The 19,677-nt window shown below is 43.5% G+C and carries 15 protein-coding genes and 2 tRNA genes; 10 read left to right on the forward strand and 7 right to left on the reverse strand.

Annotated features, from left to right (window positions below; genetic code table 11):
* Positions 1 to 17: 17 nt before the first annotated feature.
* On the reverse strand, positions 18 to 1,448 hold the full coding sequence (gene nhaA, locus ACJJIL_RS07365) for a Na+/H+ antiporter NhaA (protein WP_444914153.1): 1,431 nt from the start codon (positions 1,446 to 1,448) through the stop codon (positions 18 to 20).
* Positions 1,449 to 2,461: 1,013 nt separating this feature from the next.
* Here nhaA and cysC point away from each other — a divergent pair.
* The 10 genes from cysC (at position 2,462) to ACJJIL_RS07415 (ending at position 12,764) form a co-directional block, all read left to right on the forward strand.
* Positions 2,462 to 3,091, forward strand: a complete 630-nt coding sequence (gene cysC, locus ACJJIL_RS07370) for an adenylyl-sulfate kinase (RefSeq protein ID WP_282932285.1) — start codon at positions 2,462 to 2,464, stop codon at positions 3,089 to 3,091.
* 195 nt (positions 3,092 to 3,286) lie between these two features.
* Positions 3,287 to 5,653, forward strand: coding sequence for a DUF6351 family protein (locus ACJJIL_RS07375; protein ID WP_445361562.1), 2,367 nt, complete (start codon positions 3,287 to 3,289; stop codon positions 5,651 to 5,653).
* Between the two features lie 100 nt (positions 5,654 to 5,753).
* Positions 5,754 to 5,829: transfer RNA gene (locus tag ACJJIL_RS07380), tRNA-Val, on the forward strand.
* A gap of 27 nt (positions 5,830 to 5,856) precedes the next feature.
* Positions 5,857 to 5,933, forward strand: a tRNA-Asp gene (locus tag ACJJIL_RS07385).
* Positions 5,934 to 6,285: 352 nt separating this feature from the next.
* Positions 6,286 to 7,221 (forward strand): 1-aminocyclopropane-1-carboxylate deaminase/D-cysteine desulfhydrase, encoded by a 936-nt coding sequence (locus ACJJIL_RS07390; protein WP_445361563.1) that lies wholly within the window; start codon positions 6,286 to 6,288, stop codon positions 7,219 to 7,221.
* 111 nt (positions 7,222 to 7,332) lie between these two features.
* Positions 7,333 to 7,773, forward strand: a complete 441-nt coding sequence (locus ACJJIL_RS07395) for a hypothetical protein (protein ID WP_445361564.1) — start codon at positions 7,333 to 7,335, stop codon at positions 7,771 to 7,773.
* Between the two features lie 713 nt (positions 7,774 to 8,486).
* On the forward strand, positions 8,487 to 9,359 hold the full coding sequence (locus ACJJIL_RS07400) for an NAD(+) kinase (RefSeq protein WP_445361565.1): 873 nt from the start codon (positions 8,487 to 8,489) through the stop codon (positions 9,357 to 9,359).
* Positions 9,360 to 9,472: 113 nt separating this feature from the next.
* Positions 9,473 to 10,447: a glycosyltransferase family 2 protein gene (locus tag ACJJIL_RS07405; protein WP_445361566.1), complete on the forward strand. Its 975-nt coding sequence runs from the start codon at positions 9,473 to 9,475 to the stop codon at positions 10,445 to 10,447.
* 11 nt (positions 10,448 to 10,458) lie between these two features.
* Complete coding sequence (locus ACJJIL_RS07410; protein WP_445361567.1) at positions 10,459 to 11,781, forward strand: glycosyltransferase family 2 protein; 1,323 nt, start codon at positions 10,459 to 10,461, stop codon at positions 11,779 to 11,781.
* 89 nt (positions 11,782 to 11,870) lie between these two features.
* The gene (locus tag ACJJIL_RS07415; RefSeq protein ID WP_445361568.1) at positions 11,871 to 12,764 is read left to right on the forward strand and encodes a hypothetical protein; all 894 of its coding nucleotides are present in this window, start codon (positions 11,871 to 11,873) and stop codon (positions 12,762 to 12,764) included.
* 485 nt (positions 12,765 to 13,249) lie between these two features.
* Here ACJJIL_RS07415 and ACJJIL_RS07420 read toward each other — a convergent pair whose 3' ends face one another.
* Genes ACJJIL_RS07420 through ACJJIL_RS07445 form a run of 6 tightly spaced genes read right to left on the reverse strand, consistent with a single transcriptional unit; the run spans position 13,250 to position 19,632 of the window.
* The gene (locus ACJJIL_RS07420) at positions 13,250 to 15,046 is read right to left on the reverse strand and encodes a glycosyltransferase family 2 protein (protein WP_445361569.1); all 1,797 of its coding nucleotides are present in this window, start codon (positions 15,044 to 15,046) and stop codon (positions 13,250 to 13,252) included.
* 38 nt (positions 15,047 to 15,084) lie between these two features.
* On the reverse strand, positions 15,085 to 16,212 hold the full coding sequence (gene glf, locus ACJJIL_RS07425; protein WP_445361570.1) for a UDP-galactopyranose mutase: 1,128 nt from the start codon (positions 16,210 to 16,212) through the stop codon (positions 15,085 to 15,087).
* Positions 16,209 to 17,144: a glycosyltransferase family 2 protein gene (locus ACJJIL_RS07430; RefSeq protein WP_445361571.1), complete on the reverse strand. Its 936-nt coding sequence runs from the start codon at positions 17,142 to 17,144 to the stop codon at positions 16,209 to 16,211. Before ACJJIL_RS07430 ends, glf begins: the two co-directional genes overlap by 4 nt.
* A gap of 30 nt (positions 17,145 to 17,174) precedes the next feature.
* Positions 17,175 to 18,176 (reverse strand): hypothetical protein, encoded by a 1,002-nt coding sequence (locus ACJJIL_RS07435; protein WP_445361572.1) that lies wholly within the window; start codon positions 18,174 to 18,176, stop codon positions 17,175 to 17,177.
* The gene (locus tag ACJJIL_RS07440; RefSeq protein ID WP_445361573.1) at positions 18,173 to 18,871 is read right to left on the reverse strand and encodes an ABC transporter ATP-binding protein; all 699 of its coding nucleotides are present in this window, start codon (positions 18,869 to 18,871) and stop codon (positions 18,173 to 18,175) included. The genes ACJJIL_RS07435 and ACJJIL_RS07440 overlap by 4 nt, the downstream gene beginning before the upstream one ends.
* On the reverse strand, positions 18,868 to 19,632 hold the full coding sequence (locus ACJJIL_RS07445; RefSeq protein WP_445361574.1) for an ABC transporter permease: 765 nt from the start codon (positions 19,630 to 19,632) through the stop codon (positions 18,868 to 18,870). The genes ACJJIL_RS07440 and ACJJIL_RS07445 overlap by 4 nt, the downstream gene beginning before the upstream one ends.
* Positions 19,633 to 19,677 lie beyond the last annotated feature (45 nt).

The following is a 19,677-nucleotide window of genomic DNA, read 5'->3' on the forward strand; positions in this document are numbered from 1 at the left end:
ACTTTGATTGTTGCTGTTTAATTGGAAGTAGCTTGGGCTGGGTAATCTGGCTCCTCGCCCTTGACTTCATTGTCTTCTGAGGCAGGAGCGTTACGCAGCACCAAAAAGCCAGCTGTCCCAGCGATAACCGATGCTAACAGAATGCCGGCCTTCGCCTGAATAAGCAGTTCATTTTGTGAGCTAAATGCTAGTTCGGCAATAAAAATGGACATGGTGAACCCAATACCTGCGAGCAATGCTACACCGACAATATGTTGGAAATTCGCCGCTTTGGGTAATTGGCCCCAACCTAGCTTCCAACCTACCCAAGTGGCCCCTACAATCCCAAGCAACTTACCGACCACCAAGCCAAAGATTACTCCGAGAGTGACCGGGTTGAGTACCGCTTCGGAGCTGCTGAAGCTGTCGACCGGAATTCCCGCGTTAGCTAGTGCAAAGATAGGTATCACTACAAACCCGACCGGAATATGCAGGCGAGTCTCCATGCGTTGTAGCGGAGATTGGGCTAAGTTCACGCCATTACCCAAGCCCATTACGCGAGCTCGTAAATCGTCGTTAGCGATAATCTTGTCACCTGGGCGGAAGCAGCGGTCAAAGCTGCGAATGATATCTTTTACGAAGGTGCTAAATGCTACAGGATCGTATTTTGGCTTGGCAGGTAATGCCATAGCGGTAATGACACCAGCGAGAGTAGCGTGGACACCGGCTGAGTGAAGTCCGTACCACAATAGACCTCCAACAAAGACATAGGCTGCGGATCGGCGAATACCCGCAGCATTGAGTAGCCCGAGCACTACAACCAGGCCACCTGATGCGATGAGCGCTGTCATGTTTACTTGCTCCGTGTACCAGATGGCAATAACGAGAATTGCCCCTAAGTCATCTACGATCGCCAGTGCGACCAAAAAGGTCACTACTGCTCGTGGTACACGGTTGCCTAGTAGTGCAATACAGCCTACCGCAAAGGCAATGTCTGTCGCCATCGGGATACCCCAGCCTGGACCGCCTTCGGTACCTAAATTAAGGGAACTGTATAGTAGGGCTGGCACCACCATGCCGCCGATAGCGGCCATCACAGGTAGTACTGCCTGACGGAGATCTGAGAGTTCTCCCACAAGAAACTCTCGTTTTAATTCCAAGCCGACTAGAAAGAAAAAGATGGCCATTAGGCCGTCATTGATCCAGTGATGTAGGGAAAGGGAAAATGTCCAGTCTCCTGCACCTACCGCTATAGGCATATGAAGTAGATGCTTGTAAGCCTCTTGTAGAGGAGAGTTAGCAACAATCAGAGCGATAAGCGCAGAGAGCATTAGCAATATACCACTGCTGCTTTGGCGATGAATAAATTCTTCAAAAGGAGTAACCAGGCGACCAAATGCCTCTTCTAACGGGGCTTCAAAAATTTTTCCTTTGCGAATTTTAAATCTATTTAAAACCCCTTTACTCATCGTTGAGCATCCTCCTTTACTGGCTATAGACCCTAAGAAATATAGGGCTGTTTTTTCTCGATTCAGGCCCACAGATTACCATGGAACTTGTATTTTTAACTAGATTAAAGCGCGTCACTCGGTAGCCGGTTGCAAATATGATGAATGAGAAAACCTGCGCAGTTGTCGGGGGTTTATTCGCGTCGTGTGAAAAATTTGAGGGTGTCGATGACTTGAAATTAAATGATGCTTTTTATCGGCAGGTGACAAGTTTAATCTCGTACAATTTTATTGTATTCGGGTTGTAAGGAATAATAGTTTTTTGTGTTAATTGTAATAACCAATTGTCTATGGATTTGAATGGTCTACTTTAGTTTGCCTAGCTAGTCCAAAAGGGTAGTGATGCTCCTAAGTTTCTTTGCTTGAGGTTAAGTAGGGTAGCATTGCAAAGGAGCCTCCTTGCCAAGTTTTCCTACCTGTTTTTGGCTCCTCAACTGATGATGATTCAACGGCATATTGTTCATTGGAGCGAGTAAAAGGAGCTTACATCTCCGGTGAGAATTTATAGGTTTACAAAATATGTAGATGGGTATTGGTTGCGAGCGTTTGTGACTAGTGATACTTCTTACTCCATTCTTTATCTCACTCAATAGCTAATAGAAGTACCTAGTTATAGATGGATTAGTGTAATAATCTGGTGTCCCACTCAGCCTTCGCGTAACGAAGGGATGGTAGTGGCAGAATGGTTTAAATGATACTGCCTGCAGTAGTACCACTGGAGCATATTCCAAGCAAAAAAGTCCTGTCTATAGGGTTATTTTGCCCATTCGGCCCCACTATTAGAACAATGCCACTTTGCTGCTTATGCACTCAAGACTTTGAGTTGAATTGACACGTTATAACAGGGGGCTTTACGCTTACCGCCCAAATACTCGATAATTAGCGCCCATATCACAGGCAGGTATTGGCACAGAGTACAGTGAAATGCTTGATACCTGTGACACTAGGATTGTATTCAAGACTTGGAGTAATCAGTGACAGCTACAGTTGAGCAAAAAGCGACCAATGTCCATTGGCATGAGGGTGATGTGACCCGCGAAAACCGGGCGAGTATCCTCGGCCACAAAGGCGTGACCCTATGGTTCACCGGCCTTTCGGGCTCTGGTAAGAGCACTGTGGCTGTTGCCGTAGAGAAGGCTCTGGCTGCTCGTGGCGTGCTCAGTTACCGTTTGGATGGCGATAACATCCGCTTGGGCATCAATTCTAACCTTGGCTTCTCAGCTGAGGACCGCCAGGAAAATATCCGACGTGTAGGCGAAATTTCCAAGTTGTTTGCGGATACTGGCGTGGTTGTTTTATCCAGTTTTATCAGTCCGTACCGTGAAGATCGTGATTTAGTAAGAAAGATGCATGAAGCAGGTGATCTTCCGTATATGGAAGTTTTCGTAGACTGCCCACTGAAAGAGGCTGAGGCACGCGACCCCAAAGGCTTGTATAAGAAAGCTCGTGCAGGTGAGATCAAAGGTTTTACTGGTATTGATGATCCCTATGAGGCACCTGTTTCACCAGAATTGCACCTGAATACTGCCGAAATGACTCTTGAAGAGGAAGTAGAAGTGATTCTCTCCACTCTTCAGGAGAAAGGCATTATCGCTAAAGATTAGGCGGTACTGCTTTCGAAAGGGGGATCACTAGATCCCCTTTTTTTGTTTTTGTCCTAAAGATATTTGCGCTTCTGCGCACCGCTCTACAAGTCCTGCCTCTCTTTAAGTCTTCCTTGGCGCCAACTGCCAGTAGCCTGGGACATCCGTTCATATACTCAAGCTGTACAGAAAGTGATGTTTCCTGTGGAGGCGCTTATGTCCGTTAGGAGAGGCTGGATACTCTCTATTTTGCTCTTGGTGCTAGTGGGCCTGGGGGCAGCAGCTTGGTATGGGTATAACCAGCTGCCAAAAGTCCACGGGAGCGTAGATGCTCCGGTGTTGAAGGTTCCTGAAGGGGTGCTGGACTATCAACCTGCGCCAGCTTATTCCGGCTCTCACCCCCGAATGATGTCCCGCCCGCCTGAATATTTCCCATTTCCTATTGGCTTGGGAGAGGTGGGACCTGTAGAGACTCTATTCAGTGGCCCAGCCAGGTACCCTTTGTATTGCGGGAAAAACAATATTACAAATAAGCAGCCCTTGGTAGACAATCAGGATGGGGAAGGGGTGCCTATCTTTGCTCTAAATGATAAGGGCAGGAAGACAAAAGAGGTTATTGGGTATAGCCGGGATTGCAGTCACGCTACAGAGGTTACCTATTTTTACCGTAGCACTACTGACGGCCAGTTTCACTATATGCATGAGGCCAGAAATGATATCGATAAGGTGACGGTAAACGGGAAGCAGGTAGATTTTATTGTTCGTGTAGAGACAGGCACGATCAACCGTCACTTTTATGCAATAGCAGTACTAAGGGGAGAGGGTGAGTCTGCAGGCAGGCCAAGTGGTAGTAACTGGAATAAGCGGCTGATCTATCAGTTTCGTGGTGGCGTAGGCATTGGAGGGCGCCAGGGAAAAATCAACAAAGGAGATATCACCACGCGGCGAATGGATGAGCTTGCGCGCGGTTATGCGATTGTCTATTCGACCGCCAATCAGACTAGAAACCACTACAACATGTGGCTGGCAGAAGACACTGCTCGTAGGGTGAAAAAGCAATTTGTATCGTTATATGGGGAGCCAATGTACACCGTTGGCATTGGAGGGTCAGGTGGAGCGATCCAGCAGTATCTATTTGCGCAGAATGCACCGGGCCTCTTAGATGCTGCTATCCCCTTGTATTCCTACCCAGATATGGTGTCCCAAACGATCTATGCCTTCGATTGTGAGCCACTGGAGTACTTCTTTGACATTGTGGATAGGCAGAATCAGCGCTGGAAAAAAGCAGAGGAGCGTACGATTATCCAGGGGTTAGCTGCCAGTGAGAATGGCTCAAGTAAATTTGGAGTGTTGAGCTTTTTCGCCGGGATTTTTGATAGTCGCTACCGAGATAGGATGCAAGGAACCACTGAATGTGTCGAAGGGTGGCGAGGCTTAGTACCGTTGGTTAATAACCCTAATTTTGTTCATTTTGCTAAGAGTTTCGCTGCTGAGGTTGTCCCAAAAGTGCATTGGACGCACTGGGAGGACCTTCGTCAGTTTTATGGTGCAAATGCATCAGGGTATGCAAATAGTTCTTGGGATAATGAGGGGGTGCAGTACGGCCTGAAAGCCCTGGTGAACGGCGAAATTAATATAGATACATTTTTACGTGTCAATGCTGCTGTAGGTGGCTGGAAAGCACCAGAAGACCAGAGTCAAGAGCAGTTGTGGTTTATGAATGGGAATATGTTTCCGGTTCGCTTGTCCCTTTGGAGTGAGCAAAATCTCAATATGGGAACCCTCCAAAAGCCGGCGAAGCGCAGTCGCGCAAGTCTGGAGGCTATTAATGGAATATATCGTTCCGGGCACGTTTTCCTGGGGGATGTAGAGATCCCCATTATTGATTTGCGGCACTACCTCGATAAAGAGCCTGATATGCACCACAGCTCAGCCTCTTTTTCCGCACGCGAGCGTATTCGGCGTGCCCGTGGACATGCGGAGAACCAACTGATTTGGATGAGTGACAAAGGCTACAACCCGCTGCATGAGGCGCTGGATTTAGTTGACCGTTGGATGCAGAGCATCATAGAAAACCCAAGTAAAGGCGTAGTGGAAAACCGCCCGGATGACGCCAATGATCGATGCTTCGACAAGGAAGGAAATTTGCTAGCGTCTGGAGACAAGGTCTGGAATGGACCTTGGAATAGCCAGGCTCCCGGGAAGTGTATGAGGGTATACCCGATTCATAGTACATCAAGGCAAGTGGCGGGGGCACCGGTGACCGATGATGTCTTTAAGTGCGCTCTACAGCCGGTTGAGCGGGCGTTGGCGAAGGGGATCTACGGCCCATTCACTGAGGAAATTTCCAGTCGTGTGGCAGATCTAAAGAGAATATTTCCTACCGGTGTTTGTAATTACAACGAGCAAGACTTGGCCCGCCCAAAAGAGCAGCTGATACCGAGGGGGATACCTGTGAAGATAGCTGGGCATCTGCTAGACCCAGACTATCGGCAGGGTAAGGTCTTGCAAGGAGCAAGTACTGAAGAGGCTGAAATGAGGGGGGTTCCTGTCTCTTTACCAGACGAATCGGATGGAAATTAATCGGCCGTGATTATTTGGCGTGAAAATTGTTGACAGGAATCTACAGTCGGGTAATATGCGCCTCGCTCAAGGGGGCGCGGCCCCTATAGCAAAGAGCATCGGGTGGTTAGCTCAGTTGGGAGAGCGACGGCCTTACAAGCCGTAGGTCACAGGTTCGACCCCTGTACCACCCACCAACTTCCATAGAGGAAGTTTACTACCGAGGACCGGTAGTTCAGTTGGTTAGAATGCCGGCCTGTCACGCCGGAGGTCGCGGGTTCGAGTCCCGTCCGGTCCGCCAGACACAAAAAAGCCCTCACATGTGAGGGCTTTTTTGTGTCTGTATCTAGGGTAATGATCGATCTTTCTGCTCCCTCTTCTCTCTATATGAATGCCTATAAACCCAAGCTGCCGATGCTTGCCTATAGAATTGGTGTGCGGCTCCAGCTTGCCCCATCTGTGTTAGTTAAACCTGCAGGGCTCTAACCACCTGTGGGGTGGCCTGCAGATATTTAACTTGAAGTTTTTGCATGATCTAATTTACATGTCAGAAGATTATTGGTCGCTAATTCTTGTGGTGGTTGCTAGGTTTGATGCTATCTAGGTATTTGTGTGAATTGAGTGAAGAGGCTTTCAGATTCGCGGCTTTAAGGGTGCCGTATGAGAGGGTCAATAGCACCTTATTTCCCGGTATTGAAGTTTGGATCCGTCGAGATGACACTCTAGATCCGTTAATCTCAGGCAATAAGGCCTACAAGCTCCTATACAACCTTCTGGAGGCTAAGGCTCGAGGGTTGGATGCTGTAATAACCTGCGGAGGTGCTTGGTCCAACCATATCCATGCGACAGCGGCAGCGGGGGCCCGTTTTGGGTTTAAAACGGTTGGAATTGTGCGAGGGTGGAGACCCAAAGAGTTAAGTGCAGCGTTACAAGACGCCGAGCGTCTTGGAATGCAGTTGGTATTTGTGAAGAAGTCCCTATACCACCGCAGGTGGGAGGAAGGCTTTCTAGAAGAGGTTCTCGGGGAGAATTATAAGTCAGCATTGTTTATACCGGAGGGTGGCTCGAGCTGGGCAGGCGTTAAGGGCGCTGAGTTGCTCGGTAGGGTTATTAAAGAGAGTGCCTCAGTAAATTTTGATCAGGTTTGGGTCGCCTGTGGGACGGGGGCTACTTTCGCCGGCCTTGTTGGTGGGTTGCGTGATATACCTGTGATTGGGGTTGAGGTGTTGAGCGCCGGCGATAGTATAGCGAACAGTGTTGACAGATGGCTGACGATGTCTGGTGAATCCATTTCAGGGGCTCTATATCGCACCAGTGTTGAAGAGTGCCTCAAGGGTGATTTGATTGGTGTTGAGGGGTCAGGATTGCTTTCAGGTGGGCATTGCGGGGGATATGCGAAGTGCCCTAAAGAGCTTTCTAGTTTTTTAATCAGGGTTGAGCGGGATACAGGTATTCCCGTCGAGCCTGTTTATACTGGAAAGTTGCTGCATGCTTTATCGGTTAGTGCGAAGAGTGGCCGTATTCCAGCTGCCAGCAAAGTTTTGGTGGTGCATTCTGGAGGATTGCAGGGGCGACGGGGTTACATGTAATTGGGTGGAAGGTTCGCCCCTTCTTCTTGAGTGTGACATAATGGCCAGATGGTACAACATATTGTTTTCAATAGATATTTAAGGTGATGCCCTACCAGTTTTTCAGTCACAATGCAAAATATTTGGGCGAGCTTGCGACTTGCTATATTTGCAACTAACTACCATAGCTACGCGGCTAGACGGGATGTTTTAACTATTGAGCTTAATGACAATATGGCGGGCAGACTAGTAAGAGTATTGCTTATCCATGCGTTCAAATGTCTGAAGTCTCGAGGTTTCTCCGTGGTGCTACCAAATTTGCTTATCGCAGATTGTCAAAAACTGAGAAGTATTTGGCGTCGTAACCGTCCGCCAAAATCTGAGCAAATCTCCGGTTCTAAGGTGAAGAAATTAATTTTTTCTTACAACCCAAATTTAAAAAGCATCGATCCGTATGAGAAAAACCTTAAAGGCGGCTCAGAAAGTGTTCGATATTTCATAGGGGGCTCGGGCTATTTTGAATTGCCAAGTAACCGGGCTAGTTTGCTGAAATTAAAAAATTCTTTTAAGTGAGTCAAAATGGTAGTGTTATTTCGTGAGCCAATAGCTGGGTACGAATCGGCATTTATTTACCATAAAGTGGCGGCTCGCTTTGTGCAGGCTAAAGGAGCTAGTGACCTTTCGAATGATTGCTGTATTTTGTCATTAGTGAGGTATTACGGGGTTGCTAAATGCTGGTTAGAGCATTTCTCTGATATTAAGTTTATCTATACGATGATTAGGGTAATAGATAGAAACTCTTTGAAAGTGACATGAATAATCTAGGCCTCAAGGCTAATATTCCCAGAAATGATATGAGTAGTTACGTTCATGCTAAAGAAAAAGAAACCAATAAAGCAGAAGGAGTCTGACTGGAGCGTGATGACTAAATATGCTCAAGAAAGGTTGACGGGTTATTACATTGGGGGCGTTAAGTCCTTGGCCAATTCGATAGGGAGATGCCTATCTTACTGGTTGTGATAATTTATGTGGAGCCTGTGTGTATGACTCATTTATAAAGTTTCTGTCGTCATTGAGTTTGAGTATATGCGGTTTGACTTTTTCGCTATATTGAAAATAGTGACTTTGGGAAGGTTAGCTCGAATTCGCTAAAGCGACAAGTTTGGCTCTTGTTGTGTTTGGCCATGCTGAAACCAACGGCCCGACGAAGTTGATGCTAGTCGAGCTTAGGGTTATCTGGTTTTCATTTCATGCCATATCAGGTTGTTAGTTTAAAGGAGGGGGATATGTCAGAGTTTCAAAACATAGGTCTCATTGGTCGTACTGAAAGTGAGAGTGCGGTTGTTTCTTTGAAGCGTTTGATGACTTTCCTCGAAAGAAACGGTTATTCCGTTGTTTTGGAAGAGAATACAGCTGATGCAGTTCCGAAGCATGATTGCAGGGTTTCTTCAAAAGATAGGTTAGGGGAGCTGTGTGACTTGGTCATCGTGGTAGGAGGGGACGGGAGTCTCCTTGCTGCGGCTAGGGCATTGGCGAAGTTTAGCGTTCCAATTTTAGGTATTAATCGTGGGCGACTTGGGTTTCTTACTGATATTACCCCAGATCAGGTTGAGTCAAAAGTTGGCGAAGTTCTATCTGGGAAATATATGGCAGAGAGCCGATTTCTTCTTGATATGTCAGTGACGAGAGATGGAAGGTGCATTGGCAGGGGAACCGCTCTTAATGATGTGGTTCTGCACCCTGGCGAATTTATTAGAATGATCGAATTTGACCTTTATATTGATGGGCAGTTCGTATATTCACAGAGATCAGATGGGTTGATCATATCTACACCCACGGGCTCTACTGCTTATGCACTTTCTGGAGGTGGGCCGATAATGCATCCAAAGCTCGATGCTATCGTCTTGGTGCCGTTAAACCCTCATACGCTAAGTAGCCGCCCTATCGTTGTGGAGGGAAGCAGTGAATTTAAGCTTATTGTAAGTGAGAGTAATAGCGCCAAACCCTATGTTACTTGTGATGGACATGATCAAGTAAATACAGAGCCGGGTGATATTATTAGGGTCCACAAAAAACCACATAGGCTTACGCTTATACATCCTATCAACCATAATTTTTATGAAACTTGTAGGTCGAAATTGGGTTGGTACAAAGACTGATGAAGAAATTTAAAAATATTTAGTATTGAGCGAAAAGCATGTCTGATTTTACGTTTTAAATGGTGAAATCAAAGTTTAATTAATAGGGTTGCTTTAATCGCTAAGGAGATAAGATGGTAAATTGTCAGGTGGGTGTTGTTATCCCCGTCTATAATGAAATGGAGCGTATTGTCAGTGCCGTGCGCTCTATTTCAGAAGGTAATGAAGTAAGTGTTAAATTCTACATCGCTGATGACCTTTCTACTGATGAAACTGTTATCAAGGTTACTGAATACCTTGAGGATAATAAAATACCGCACGAGATATTTGTTGCTGAAAGTAATCGGGGTGCTGGATACCGGCGAAACCAAGCATTTAAATATGTAGAAGAGCCCTACGTGCTTTTCTTTGATGCAGATGATTTTGTCTATCCCGGCATGCTAGATAAAGCAGTGCAAAAAGCAAATGAGTCTGGCTGTGAAGTATTGCTGATGGAGTATGAGCTGGTTCATTACGAAAATGACAAAAAAATGGGTATGATCGGAGAGGATCATAGAATATTTGATAGAATTGGAAAGAAATTTTCTGGCTGTGTATCTATTAGTGATCATGGTTTTTTGCTGGGTTTAGTTAATTATCCTTGGAATAAGTTGGTATCAACTAGTTATGCAAAAGATATTGGGCTGAAATTTTCCCATACTTTTGTTCATAATGATGTTTTGGGGCATTGGATGCTACTTATGAATGCAAACAAAATATCGTTCCTGTCAGCACCTTTTTGTGGTCATCGCGTTTCCCCTCAGGCTAACCAGGTGACAAATATATCTGATTCAAGGAGGTTGGCCATGCTCAATGTCTTTGAGGAGTTGGAACAGTATTTTTCAGCTTATCCAAAATTAAAACAGAAGTATTATCATTTTTACGTATCTTTTAAAATTAAGCTTTATTCTTGGGGGCGTGACCGCTTAGATGCTTCGCTTCGCGAAGTTTTTAAAGCTGAATTTTCTAAAACATTTTCTAATATGGGGCGGTTGGAGATTTTAAGGATCTCGGAGAGGGTACCAGGAATAGCGAATGAAATTATGCGATTTAAGTTAGGGTTGAAATAAGAGTTAATATTATGGTTTCGGTGATTGTTACAACATATAACATTGAAAAATATATCGACCATTGTCTGCAAAGTGTATTAGACCAAACTCTAACAGATATCGAGGTGATTGTTGTTGATGATGGTTCAACTGACTCCACCCCTGAATTGATCAGAAATTATGCCCAAAAGGATGAGAGAATAATTCCTGTTTTGTTGCCTGAGAATACTCCTGGAGGAGTAGCCGTGGCAGCAAATGTGGGACTGCGTAAAGCCACTAAAGAATATGTTGGGTTTGTAGATGGCGATGATTGGTGTGAACCCTTCATGTTTGAACGCCTGGTAGATGCAGCTAAGTCCAATAACGCAGAAGTTGTAATTGGAAAGTTTAAGAACTTTGATGAAGAAACAGCCTCTTTTTATGAGGCAAGCGATGAAAGATATTGGCTTTCAGGACTTCCTTTAAATACTGTCGTTTCAGGAGATGATGAGCGAAAAAAAATCCTCAAATTAAACCCCGTTCCTTGGAGGAAACTATATCTTAGGAGCTTTCTTCAAGAGAATGATATATTTTTCCCTGAGGGGGACTATTTTTATGAGGACAATCCTTTCCATTGGTACTGTGTGACAGCAGCTAAGAGTTTCGCTCTAATTGATGATTATCTTTGTTACCATCGTATGAATCGAGTTGGTCAGACAATGTCAGCGGGTGATGAACGTCTACTGGCTATGTATCAGCATCATGACACTATATTTAAATGGTTAAATGAGTCTGGTAAATATTCAGAATTTAAGGAAGAGCTGATTCTATGGATCGTTAACAATAGCTGCTGGATATATGATTCAATTAAGGATGAATTAAAGCAAAAAGTGCTTGAAGATTTGTCGGTGGCTCTATTACTGCACGATAAGTCAGTCATGACAAAGATAATAATGTCGGAAAATATGGGGCTAAAGGGGCGAGGTCTAGTTCGCGACGCAATGAGCCTCGCTGGTCAAGAAAAGCTGGCTCGAAGAATTAAAGATAGAAAAGGGGTTTTTTCTCGCGCTGTTGTTTTCTTAAAAGAAGAGGGGTTTTTGTCGACCTTTAAACACGGAGTTAAATACTGTTATCACCGTTCCCCGTTTTTCGTACAGAGGGCTATCACCAAAAGTCGAAACTTTGTGAGTTCTGAAAATGCTTCTAACAATCAGCTAATGAAAAAATTACAGGACATTGAAAGTAAGGTAATTTTGCAGGGATATATGCTGGCTTTAAGTGACAACTTTGAGAACGAAGTGAAAAAAGAACTGGCTGAAATTAGGTTGGCCCTGGCTGAAATAAAGAAGAATAGTGCTCCTGATCGTGATTCTTAAGAAAAGGCATAGAGATAGTTTTGATGTGACTGATGAGGTTGCCAGATAGGGCAGGAAATACTATTAGATTCAAGAGTTAGATAGCGTTAATGAAAAAAGTTATTTTGCATTTGGGTGCGCATAAAACTGCCACCACAAGTCTTCAAGGCGTCCTGAAGAAAAATCGAAATTATTTGTGCTCGAAAGGTATATTCTATGCGCCACTTGGGGATCTTCGCAAAGCTCTGACCAAGCCGTATTTTTATCCAGGTCAAGCGGCAAATACGGATATTCCAGATTTCTCTAAGCTGTTAAGCGAAGAATTGAATTACGAAGGGCAAGATAAGGTATTCTTATCTGACGAGTCCATAATTTCTTTGGTTCAGGAAATATTTTTAGCGAATAAATTTTACTCTAAAGCAAGGCATAGAATAAAAAAGCTAAAGCAGGTTTTAGAAGGGTGCGAAATCACAGACATTTTTTTTACTGTCCGCTCCTATGAGAAGTATATTACTTCGTTATATGGCCAAGTGCTGAAAGGGGTGGGGTTTGTTGAATTCGAGACCTACAAAAAAAGATTCGATAGGCATGCCTTTTGTTGGGCAGATGTAATTGTTTTGTTGGAGGAAGAGTTTCCCGATTCCAAAATACATGTTGGGGAGTTTGATTTTGTTGTTAGAAACCCTCAGGAATACTACTCTGCTATGTTATTTGGGGAAGACTATTCTATGTTGAAGGGGAAAAATTCTCAGCTTAATTCTGGGATCTCAAATGAAGCTTACATCGCGGCCAGCTGGATTAATGAAAACCTTAAAGAAAAGCTATCAATGGAGCAAATGCTTTCTTTAGTACGTCATTTCCCTCTTAATAGAGGCAGTAAGCTATCTCTGTTTGATGAGGAAGAATCCCTCGACCTGAAAAAGAAATATGAAAAGGATGTCGCAAAAATTATTTCGAACACCTCTGCCGTATTTTATGGGGAGAAAGGTAAATATCTCAAGTAAAAGGGAGTTGACTCAGGGTAAAGTACGCTTTGGGCGTTTTTCGCTACCGGTCAGATCTTTATTATAAGATCTGACCATTTTAGCCTTTAATGGCGTAGATAGATTTAGGTTTAGTTGAGCTTGTAATTCCCTGAGCATACTTTTTGTTCGACGACATTGTTTTTTCTAGGTTCAAATATTCAGCTATTTTTCAAATCTATAAATCTTGCTCCCAAACAATTCTTTTGGCTAGGCTGGGTTGGGTTGGGTTGGGTTGGGTTGGGTTGGGTTGATGTAGCTGATGAAGTATCTCACCAGCTACTAAAAGGAGATGGAGTAGAAGTTGTATATGTATAATATGGGATACTAAAACCAGGTCTGAGTCTACGATTCTGAAATGCCTACGTTATTCAAACGGGGCTGCTGTAGCTCGGGCTTTACCCCTTTGAGTTGTTAGCTATTGCCATTAACATCAGTGGTGTCCGATCTTAAAAAAGAAAAGAAACTTATTTGAGGCCTAGAAAGTCCCTCCAGTAACCCTCAGATGTCATGAGATCATAGTTTTCTATGTAGCTTTTTTTTGCCCTTTTAAATCTCCTGTACGAGATAGCTGCGACGCCAAATGCTTGAAAAAGCACTTTAAAAAATTTAATCGCATCCCGCTGCGCTGTAAATTCGGAAACCCGCGCTTCCTGGGTGTATATTACATTGCGCGCCAAAAAACTTTTTGTGTAATCAAGATCGTAGATCCCCATTACTTTGCCCCCTGTCTTATCTATCAGTTTTTTTGATTGAAGGGGGAAGCAGGGAAGAAGGTGCCCGTTTAGGGTGATTTTAGATAACGCTCGCTGGTATCGATTAACGCTAAAATTTTTAAGGAATTTCACGTCCTTATTGCTACCTTTGCTCGGTCGTGCTACATCCTCTTGTGAGGCTAGCAGTTGAGCATGCAGATCATCTGGTAAAATGTCATGAAGGTGTGGAAACCCTTTTAAGGCAGCTATAGTACCCTCAATAGCTTTTCGAGCGGAATCATACCTGTATCCAAGGGACAAAATTAAGGCTGTTTTTAAAAGTCTACGGCATAGTGCCGCATAGCTAAAACTTGGATCATGGATGCTTCTGGCAATGAAGGAATTCCTCTCCTCGTAGAAAAAAGTTGATGAGGAGTATTTGTTTTCAAATGGTTCATGCCATACACCAATACCATTGAGATCAATTATTTTGACTTTTCTTTTTGAGGCTCTTATGGAAAACTCTACATCATCCCATTTAAGGAAGACCGGTATCGGTAGGCCAAGTTCAGAAAATTTCTTGACGGGTGCAGAAAAAAACCACCACCCAGCATATTCCTTTTTTATTTCTTCATCATTTTTTAAAAGATTTTTTGGCTTGTTTAAATCTATATTACCTTTTAAAGGTATAAAGTGGGCATCTTTGTTTAAGGTTGCGCCATTCTCATGTTGGATGTTTCTTTTGTCGAGCCGCAACATGCTGCCGCTTACGCCTAGAGAGTCATTGGTACAGTAGCTATAAAATACCTGTAGGCGGGTAAAAATTGAAGGCTCTAACTCTACATCGTCATCACACAAAACTATGTGGCTATATGCTGAATTGAAATTGCTGGCTTCCAAAATCCCTCTAGCAAATCCTCCTGAGCCACCATAGTTTCTATTTGGGATTACTCTAACTGAAGGGGTTTCAATTTTCCCTAGAGTTCTTCCATTATCTATTACAAGAAGATCAATAATCACATTTGGTTGTAACCTGTCTCGTAATGCACTAACTGCCTCTATGTTGCCCTTGACAAACTCCTCTCGCTTATAGGTTGGCATAATAATTGCAAGAGAGGCTTGTTTGGCGGGAGGAAGTGCAGTGTTAAATGACAGGCTATAGATTTTGCATGCAGCATCAAATGTTTCGAGTTTAATATAGGCTAAGTCGAAGCCCTTTACTTTTTGTAAATCTATTTCAAGAGTCTTCGTAGACCTTTCGTTCCAGTTAAACTCCTCTTGGACAAGGTTTTTTTCGCCCAGCTTTTTTGATGTACAAATCACATAGCATGTAAAATTTCCTGATCCACAAACCTGTAGGTAGAGAGTCTTTAAGTCGCAGTATTTTTCCCATTTCCCAAGGCTAAACACATTAAAATATGTATCAAAAGACAGTTTTGAAAATTTCCCCAACTCCCAGATTGAGGGATGTGTTTTATAGCTAACTTCGCCCGAAGTTTTATGGTATAGCGACACCTCGCTAGAGGTGTTTTCATTAGGGGGGATGATTGAGTGAATGTTACTACTCATGCTTTGAGGTGCCGCTGTTAAAAACTATAGGTTTTCTGTTAATTTTTTTTGGAATTATTTAGAAATACTTTTGCTGCTTCTAGCGCTTCTGCGATTGTAATATCCATATCTAGATAGCGATAAGTGCCTAGCCTCCCAACAAAAGAGACGTCCTGGATGGCCGCGGCGGACTCCTCATAAGTTTTTAGCATCTCAATCTCGCCAGTAAGTCGAATAGGGTAGTAGGGTATGTCTCCCTCTTCACATAGTCTTGAATACTCGTGGTAGATTACGGATTTGTCATGCTCTTCCCATGGCGCGAAATGCTTGTGCTCAGTTATCCGTGTAAATGGAACTTTTTCCTCGGTGTAGTTAATTACAGCATTTCCCTGCGCATCCCCCTCTTCAACACTGCGTTTAAAGTCAAGGGTTCTGTATCCCAGGCGTCCATGTTGATAATTAAAAAATGCGTCGAGAGGACCAGACCAGAAAGTGTGGCGGTAATTCTTTCTTGCCTCAGGGGCAAATGAGGTTTCTAAATGCACTTTAATATTTTTATGGTCAAGAATTTTGGCTACGATTTCAGTGTAACCATTTTTGGGCATTCCTTGGTACGGGTGATTGAAGTAGTTGTCGTCATAATTAAAGCGTACTGGAAGGCGCTTTAATATTGAGGCGGGCAGTTCGGAGGGGTGAAGTCCCCATTGCTTTTGGGTGTAACCTTTAAAAAAGGCTTCATAAAGCTCCTTACCAACAAAACGAAGCGCTTGTTCTTCAAAAGTCTCCGGGGCTTCAATGGATAGGTCTGCTTTGGATTCAATCCAAGTCTTAGCCTCTTTTGGCGAGAGAGTTTTCCCGAAAAATTGATTTATTGTATGTAAATTTATGGGTAAGCTATATACGTCGCCATCATAAACCGCTTTTACGCGATTTTTGTAGGGTACCATCTCCGTATATTTATTAATGTAGCTCCAAACTTCTTCATTTGCAGTGTGAAAAATGTGGGGGCCATATTTGTGAACCATGACGCCAGTTTCACTGTCACGCTCGGTGTGGCAATTGCCTGCTATATGACTTCTGGATTCAAATATTTCAACATTATATCCGGCTTCTGCAAGCTCTCTTCCTATTACGGCACCGGAAAATCCCGCTCCTACAATTGCGATAGTATCATTGCCTTCATTCATTGCATTTTGCCTCGAGTATTTGTTGTGAAGTCTAATAAAGCTTTAAGGATTTCCCTGCCTTGTGATCTTGATTTAGGGTATAAGAGAGAAAAAAAGCCTTTTAATAAGAATCTAATAAAAAGATATGGGGTGGCTAGCTTGTAGTGCCAGGAAGCTACAAAGAGAAAATTTCTAACATCATAGTATCTAATGCCTGGCCGAGAGGCGCTGAGCTTTGACGGATGAATGACAGATGCGGTTGGCTCTATTACAGTCGGAAAGCCAGCCTTGCGAGCTCTAAGGCACCAGTCAACATCATCAAAATGTAGGAAAAAATTTGCAAAAGATTGAAGCTTTTTTGCTGCCGCCAAGGGTACTAGCATGCATGCAGCAGAGGAATATTCACTTTCAAAAGGTTTGTCAGGAAGATTCTCTACTTTCTCTCTATTGAAAAGAAGCTGCTGTCTTGCTTTCCACCACTTAATTTGCGCGCCGGCTTCTGTAACAATATTGGGGTCTGCTTTATCAAGAATTATCCCCCCAACAATACAGCCGCCAAGCTTACTCTCTGCTGTGCTAACTAAGTTATTGAGGGTTTCCTTATTTGGGGTGGCGTCATCATCTAAAAGCCAAATGTACTTAGCGGCACCTCTGTGGAGAGCATTCTTGATACCCTCGCTAAAACCTCCAGACCCGCCAGTATTTTTAGGGAGATCTAAGAGTTTGAACCTTGGTTCAGATGAGCCTAAATTCTGAATAAAACGATTAACAATATTTAGCGTGTTATCAGTACTGTTATTATTTACAATAGTGATGCTATAGGCGTTTTTCGGATAATCTAGTTGCTGTAAGAGTTGCAGCTGTTCAAGCAATTCTATACTTCGATTGTAAGTAACAATTATAATCTCAACTTCTGGCTTAAAGATTGAGTTTTCTTTAGTGTCTGAGGTCAAGCTAATATAACCTTTATTGCTGTATATAAATTACTTGTCTAGTTTTTCTGAGAGGCGATTTACTCTACGCTTCAGCCTAACTTTCTTTTTGTTTATTTCGAGCAAGTAGGCTGCAATTATATCTTCAGCCTCACCAATTACGTTGGCCAATTTAGGGAGTCCTTCAGATTTTGGTGTTTCATCATGTGAAAACTCAATTTTCTTAGAAGGTTGTCTAAAGCGGAGGTATATGGTTGCTAATGCTCTTGCAGTAGCGCGTTTCTTCCAGCTTAAAAGAGCTCCTTTTTTCACGAACTTTGAATCTCTTGCGAGAGCTTCGCTAAATTGGTGGCGAAGACCTAATAGTCTATTCCGAGATAGGATTGAAGTTGCATAAATTCCAGCAATGTTTGGTGTCACATTGCGGTTTATCTTGGTCGACTTAATAATATTTAATGCTGCGCTCAGTCCCAGCTTGATTAATAGGTCGTAAATAAGATCTTGCTTTTCCCATTGAGCCTTGTCATAAGGGCGAACAATAATGCTGGTCTGATATGACCGCTCCCACTTTTTGATAAAGCGAACTTTAAAGGCGGCATTAAATACATATGGGTCAAAAATTGTAGGCAAATATTTGGCGGTGAAATACTGTTGCTTAAAAGAGGATAATGACTTTGCACTCTTTAGGCGCTGTAATATGCCAGATTCCAGGTACTCATCAGCTCTACGTAAATAAGCAATTATTTTTACATTGGGCTGATTTAGCCACTCTTTAAATCTTTTTATTTCCTCTCTCTTTAAGGTGCAAAAAGCTTCTGCACTTAATATTACATGTGAGGGACTTTTGGAGAATATTTTTTCAAGATCATGCCAGCTCTCTCCTTTTTGTCCGGCCCTAAGCTCATGAACAAGGGATTCATGATGATCTTGCTTGTCGGACAGCCTCGGATATTCAATCCCTAAAGATCTTAAGTGGCTTCTGTGCTGGCTAAGGATAGACTGTATAGCAGTAGAACCGGTCTTATCTGAACCAATATGTACATATATGTTCATATAGTTGCTGCCTCAGTCTCGTACATGCTTAATATGTCTTCGGCAGCGCCAATCCGTTTAACAGTTCCATCTTCTATCCACAAAACTCTATCACAAAGGTTTCGTAGGGTCTGAATTGAGTGTGAAACCAAGACAACGGTTTGATTGGATTGAACTTTCTCTCGCAAAACTCGTGCTGACTTTTTCTTAAACTCCTTGTCGCCCACGCCTAGAATTTCGTCAAGTAGTAATATATCAGGTGTAGAGTGAATTGCAGTTGCAAATCCCAAGCGAGCCTTTTGGCCCGCAGAAAAGGTGCCAACCGGCTCTCTAATTATGTCGCCAAGACCGGAAAATTCGGTAATAACAGGGATCAATCTTTTGGCATTCCGAATGCTGCTACCCTGGGTTACTAGAGCCATAAGAGCATTGTCAACTCCACTCAATTTTTTGTTGAAGCCAAGTCCGAGCGATAGGAGTTGTGATTTAACATGAGCGGGGCGGTGAATTTTTCCTGCATTAGGTGTAATTATGTCAGCGAATAATTTAAGCAGGCTTGATTTTCCCGCACCATTTCGCCCTATGACCCCAAGGGTTTCACCCTGACGAAGCTCAAAAGAAATATTTCTCAAAACCCAGTTCTGTTTTGAGAAAAAGCTTAATCTTCCTCGGTAGGCAAGCCCTACATTTGAGAATGTTAATATTGGCGTGCTCATAGCAATACTCTTGGGTAAGTTCTATCAAGGGCCTTGATTAAAGCAAGTGCTAAGCATAGTGAAAGAACGCCAACGATGAGCGGGTATGTAAGATCTCCAAGCGTAGGTATTTGATTCTCCAACAAAACCATTCTGTAATTATTAAAAACTCCAGCAAAGGGGTTTAGTAGTAACAGCTCTTGGACTTCAGGAGGGCGGCTACTAATGTCAAAAAATATCCCTGAGGTAAAAAGAACCCCGGTTACACATAGAGGCACCAAGTGCCTTAGATCTGGTATTAGAGGAGTAGTGGCTGCAGCAAGTAGGCTTAAGCCGAGGTTAAGAATGACTTGAGAGAATATTACCGGAGCTAGCCCAACCCACGCACTGGAGGGTGGGAATCCAGATAGCCAAACAGTGCCGAGAAGTATCGGTAAAACGCACATGAACCTTAAAAACATCGAAAGATTGATCGAGCATGGGAATATCCATTTGGGCAAGTAAAACTGCCCGAGAATCCCTTTGTTATTCACTATCGATTCAGAGCTGTTGCTGATACAGGATGCGAACCACTTAAATGGCAGCATGCCGCAGAGGAGAAATACCAGGAAATTCGCTCCGGTATTTCCCCGAAAGCCAGAAGAAAATGCGAAGTAGAGAAGCCCTGTGAGAAGAAGCGGTTCCATTACCCACCAAATGGTTCCCAGGTAGGTATTTTCCATGTCTGCCTTTAAGGCGTTGACGCCTCTGAGCCAGACAATATTGAGGTGATTCTTAAGCATCCAGGTGTTACGGTTACAAATCGAGGTGGCATTATAAAGGCACAG

This window comes from Microbulbifer maximicatervae (SeqCode), from assembly GCF_052468095.1.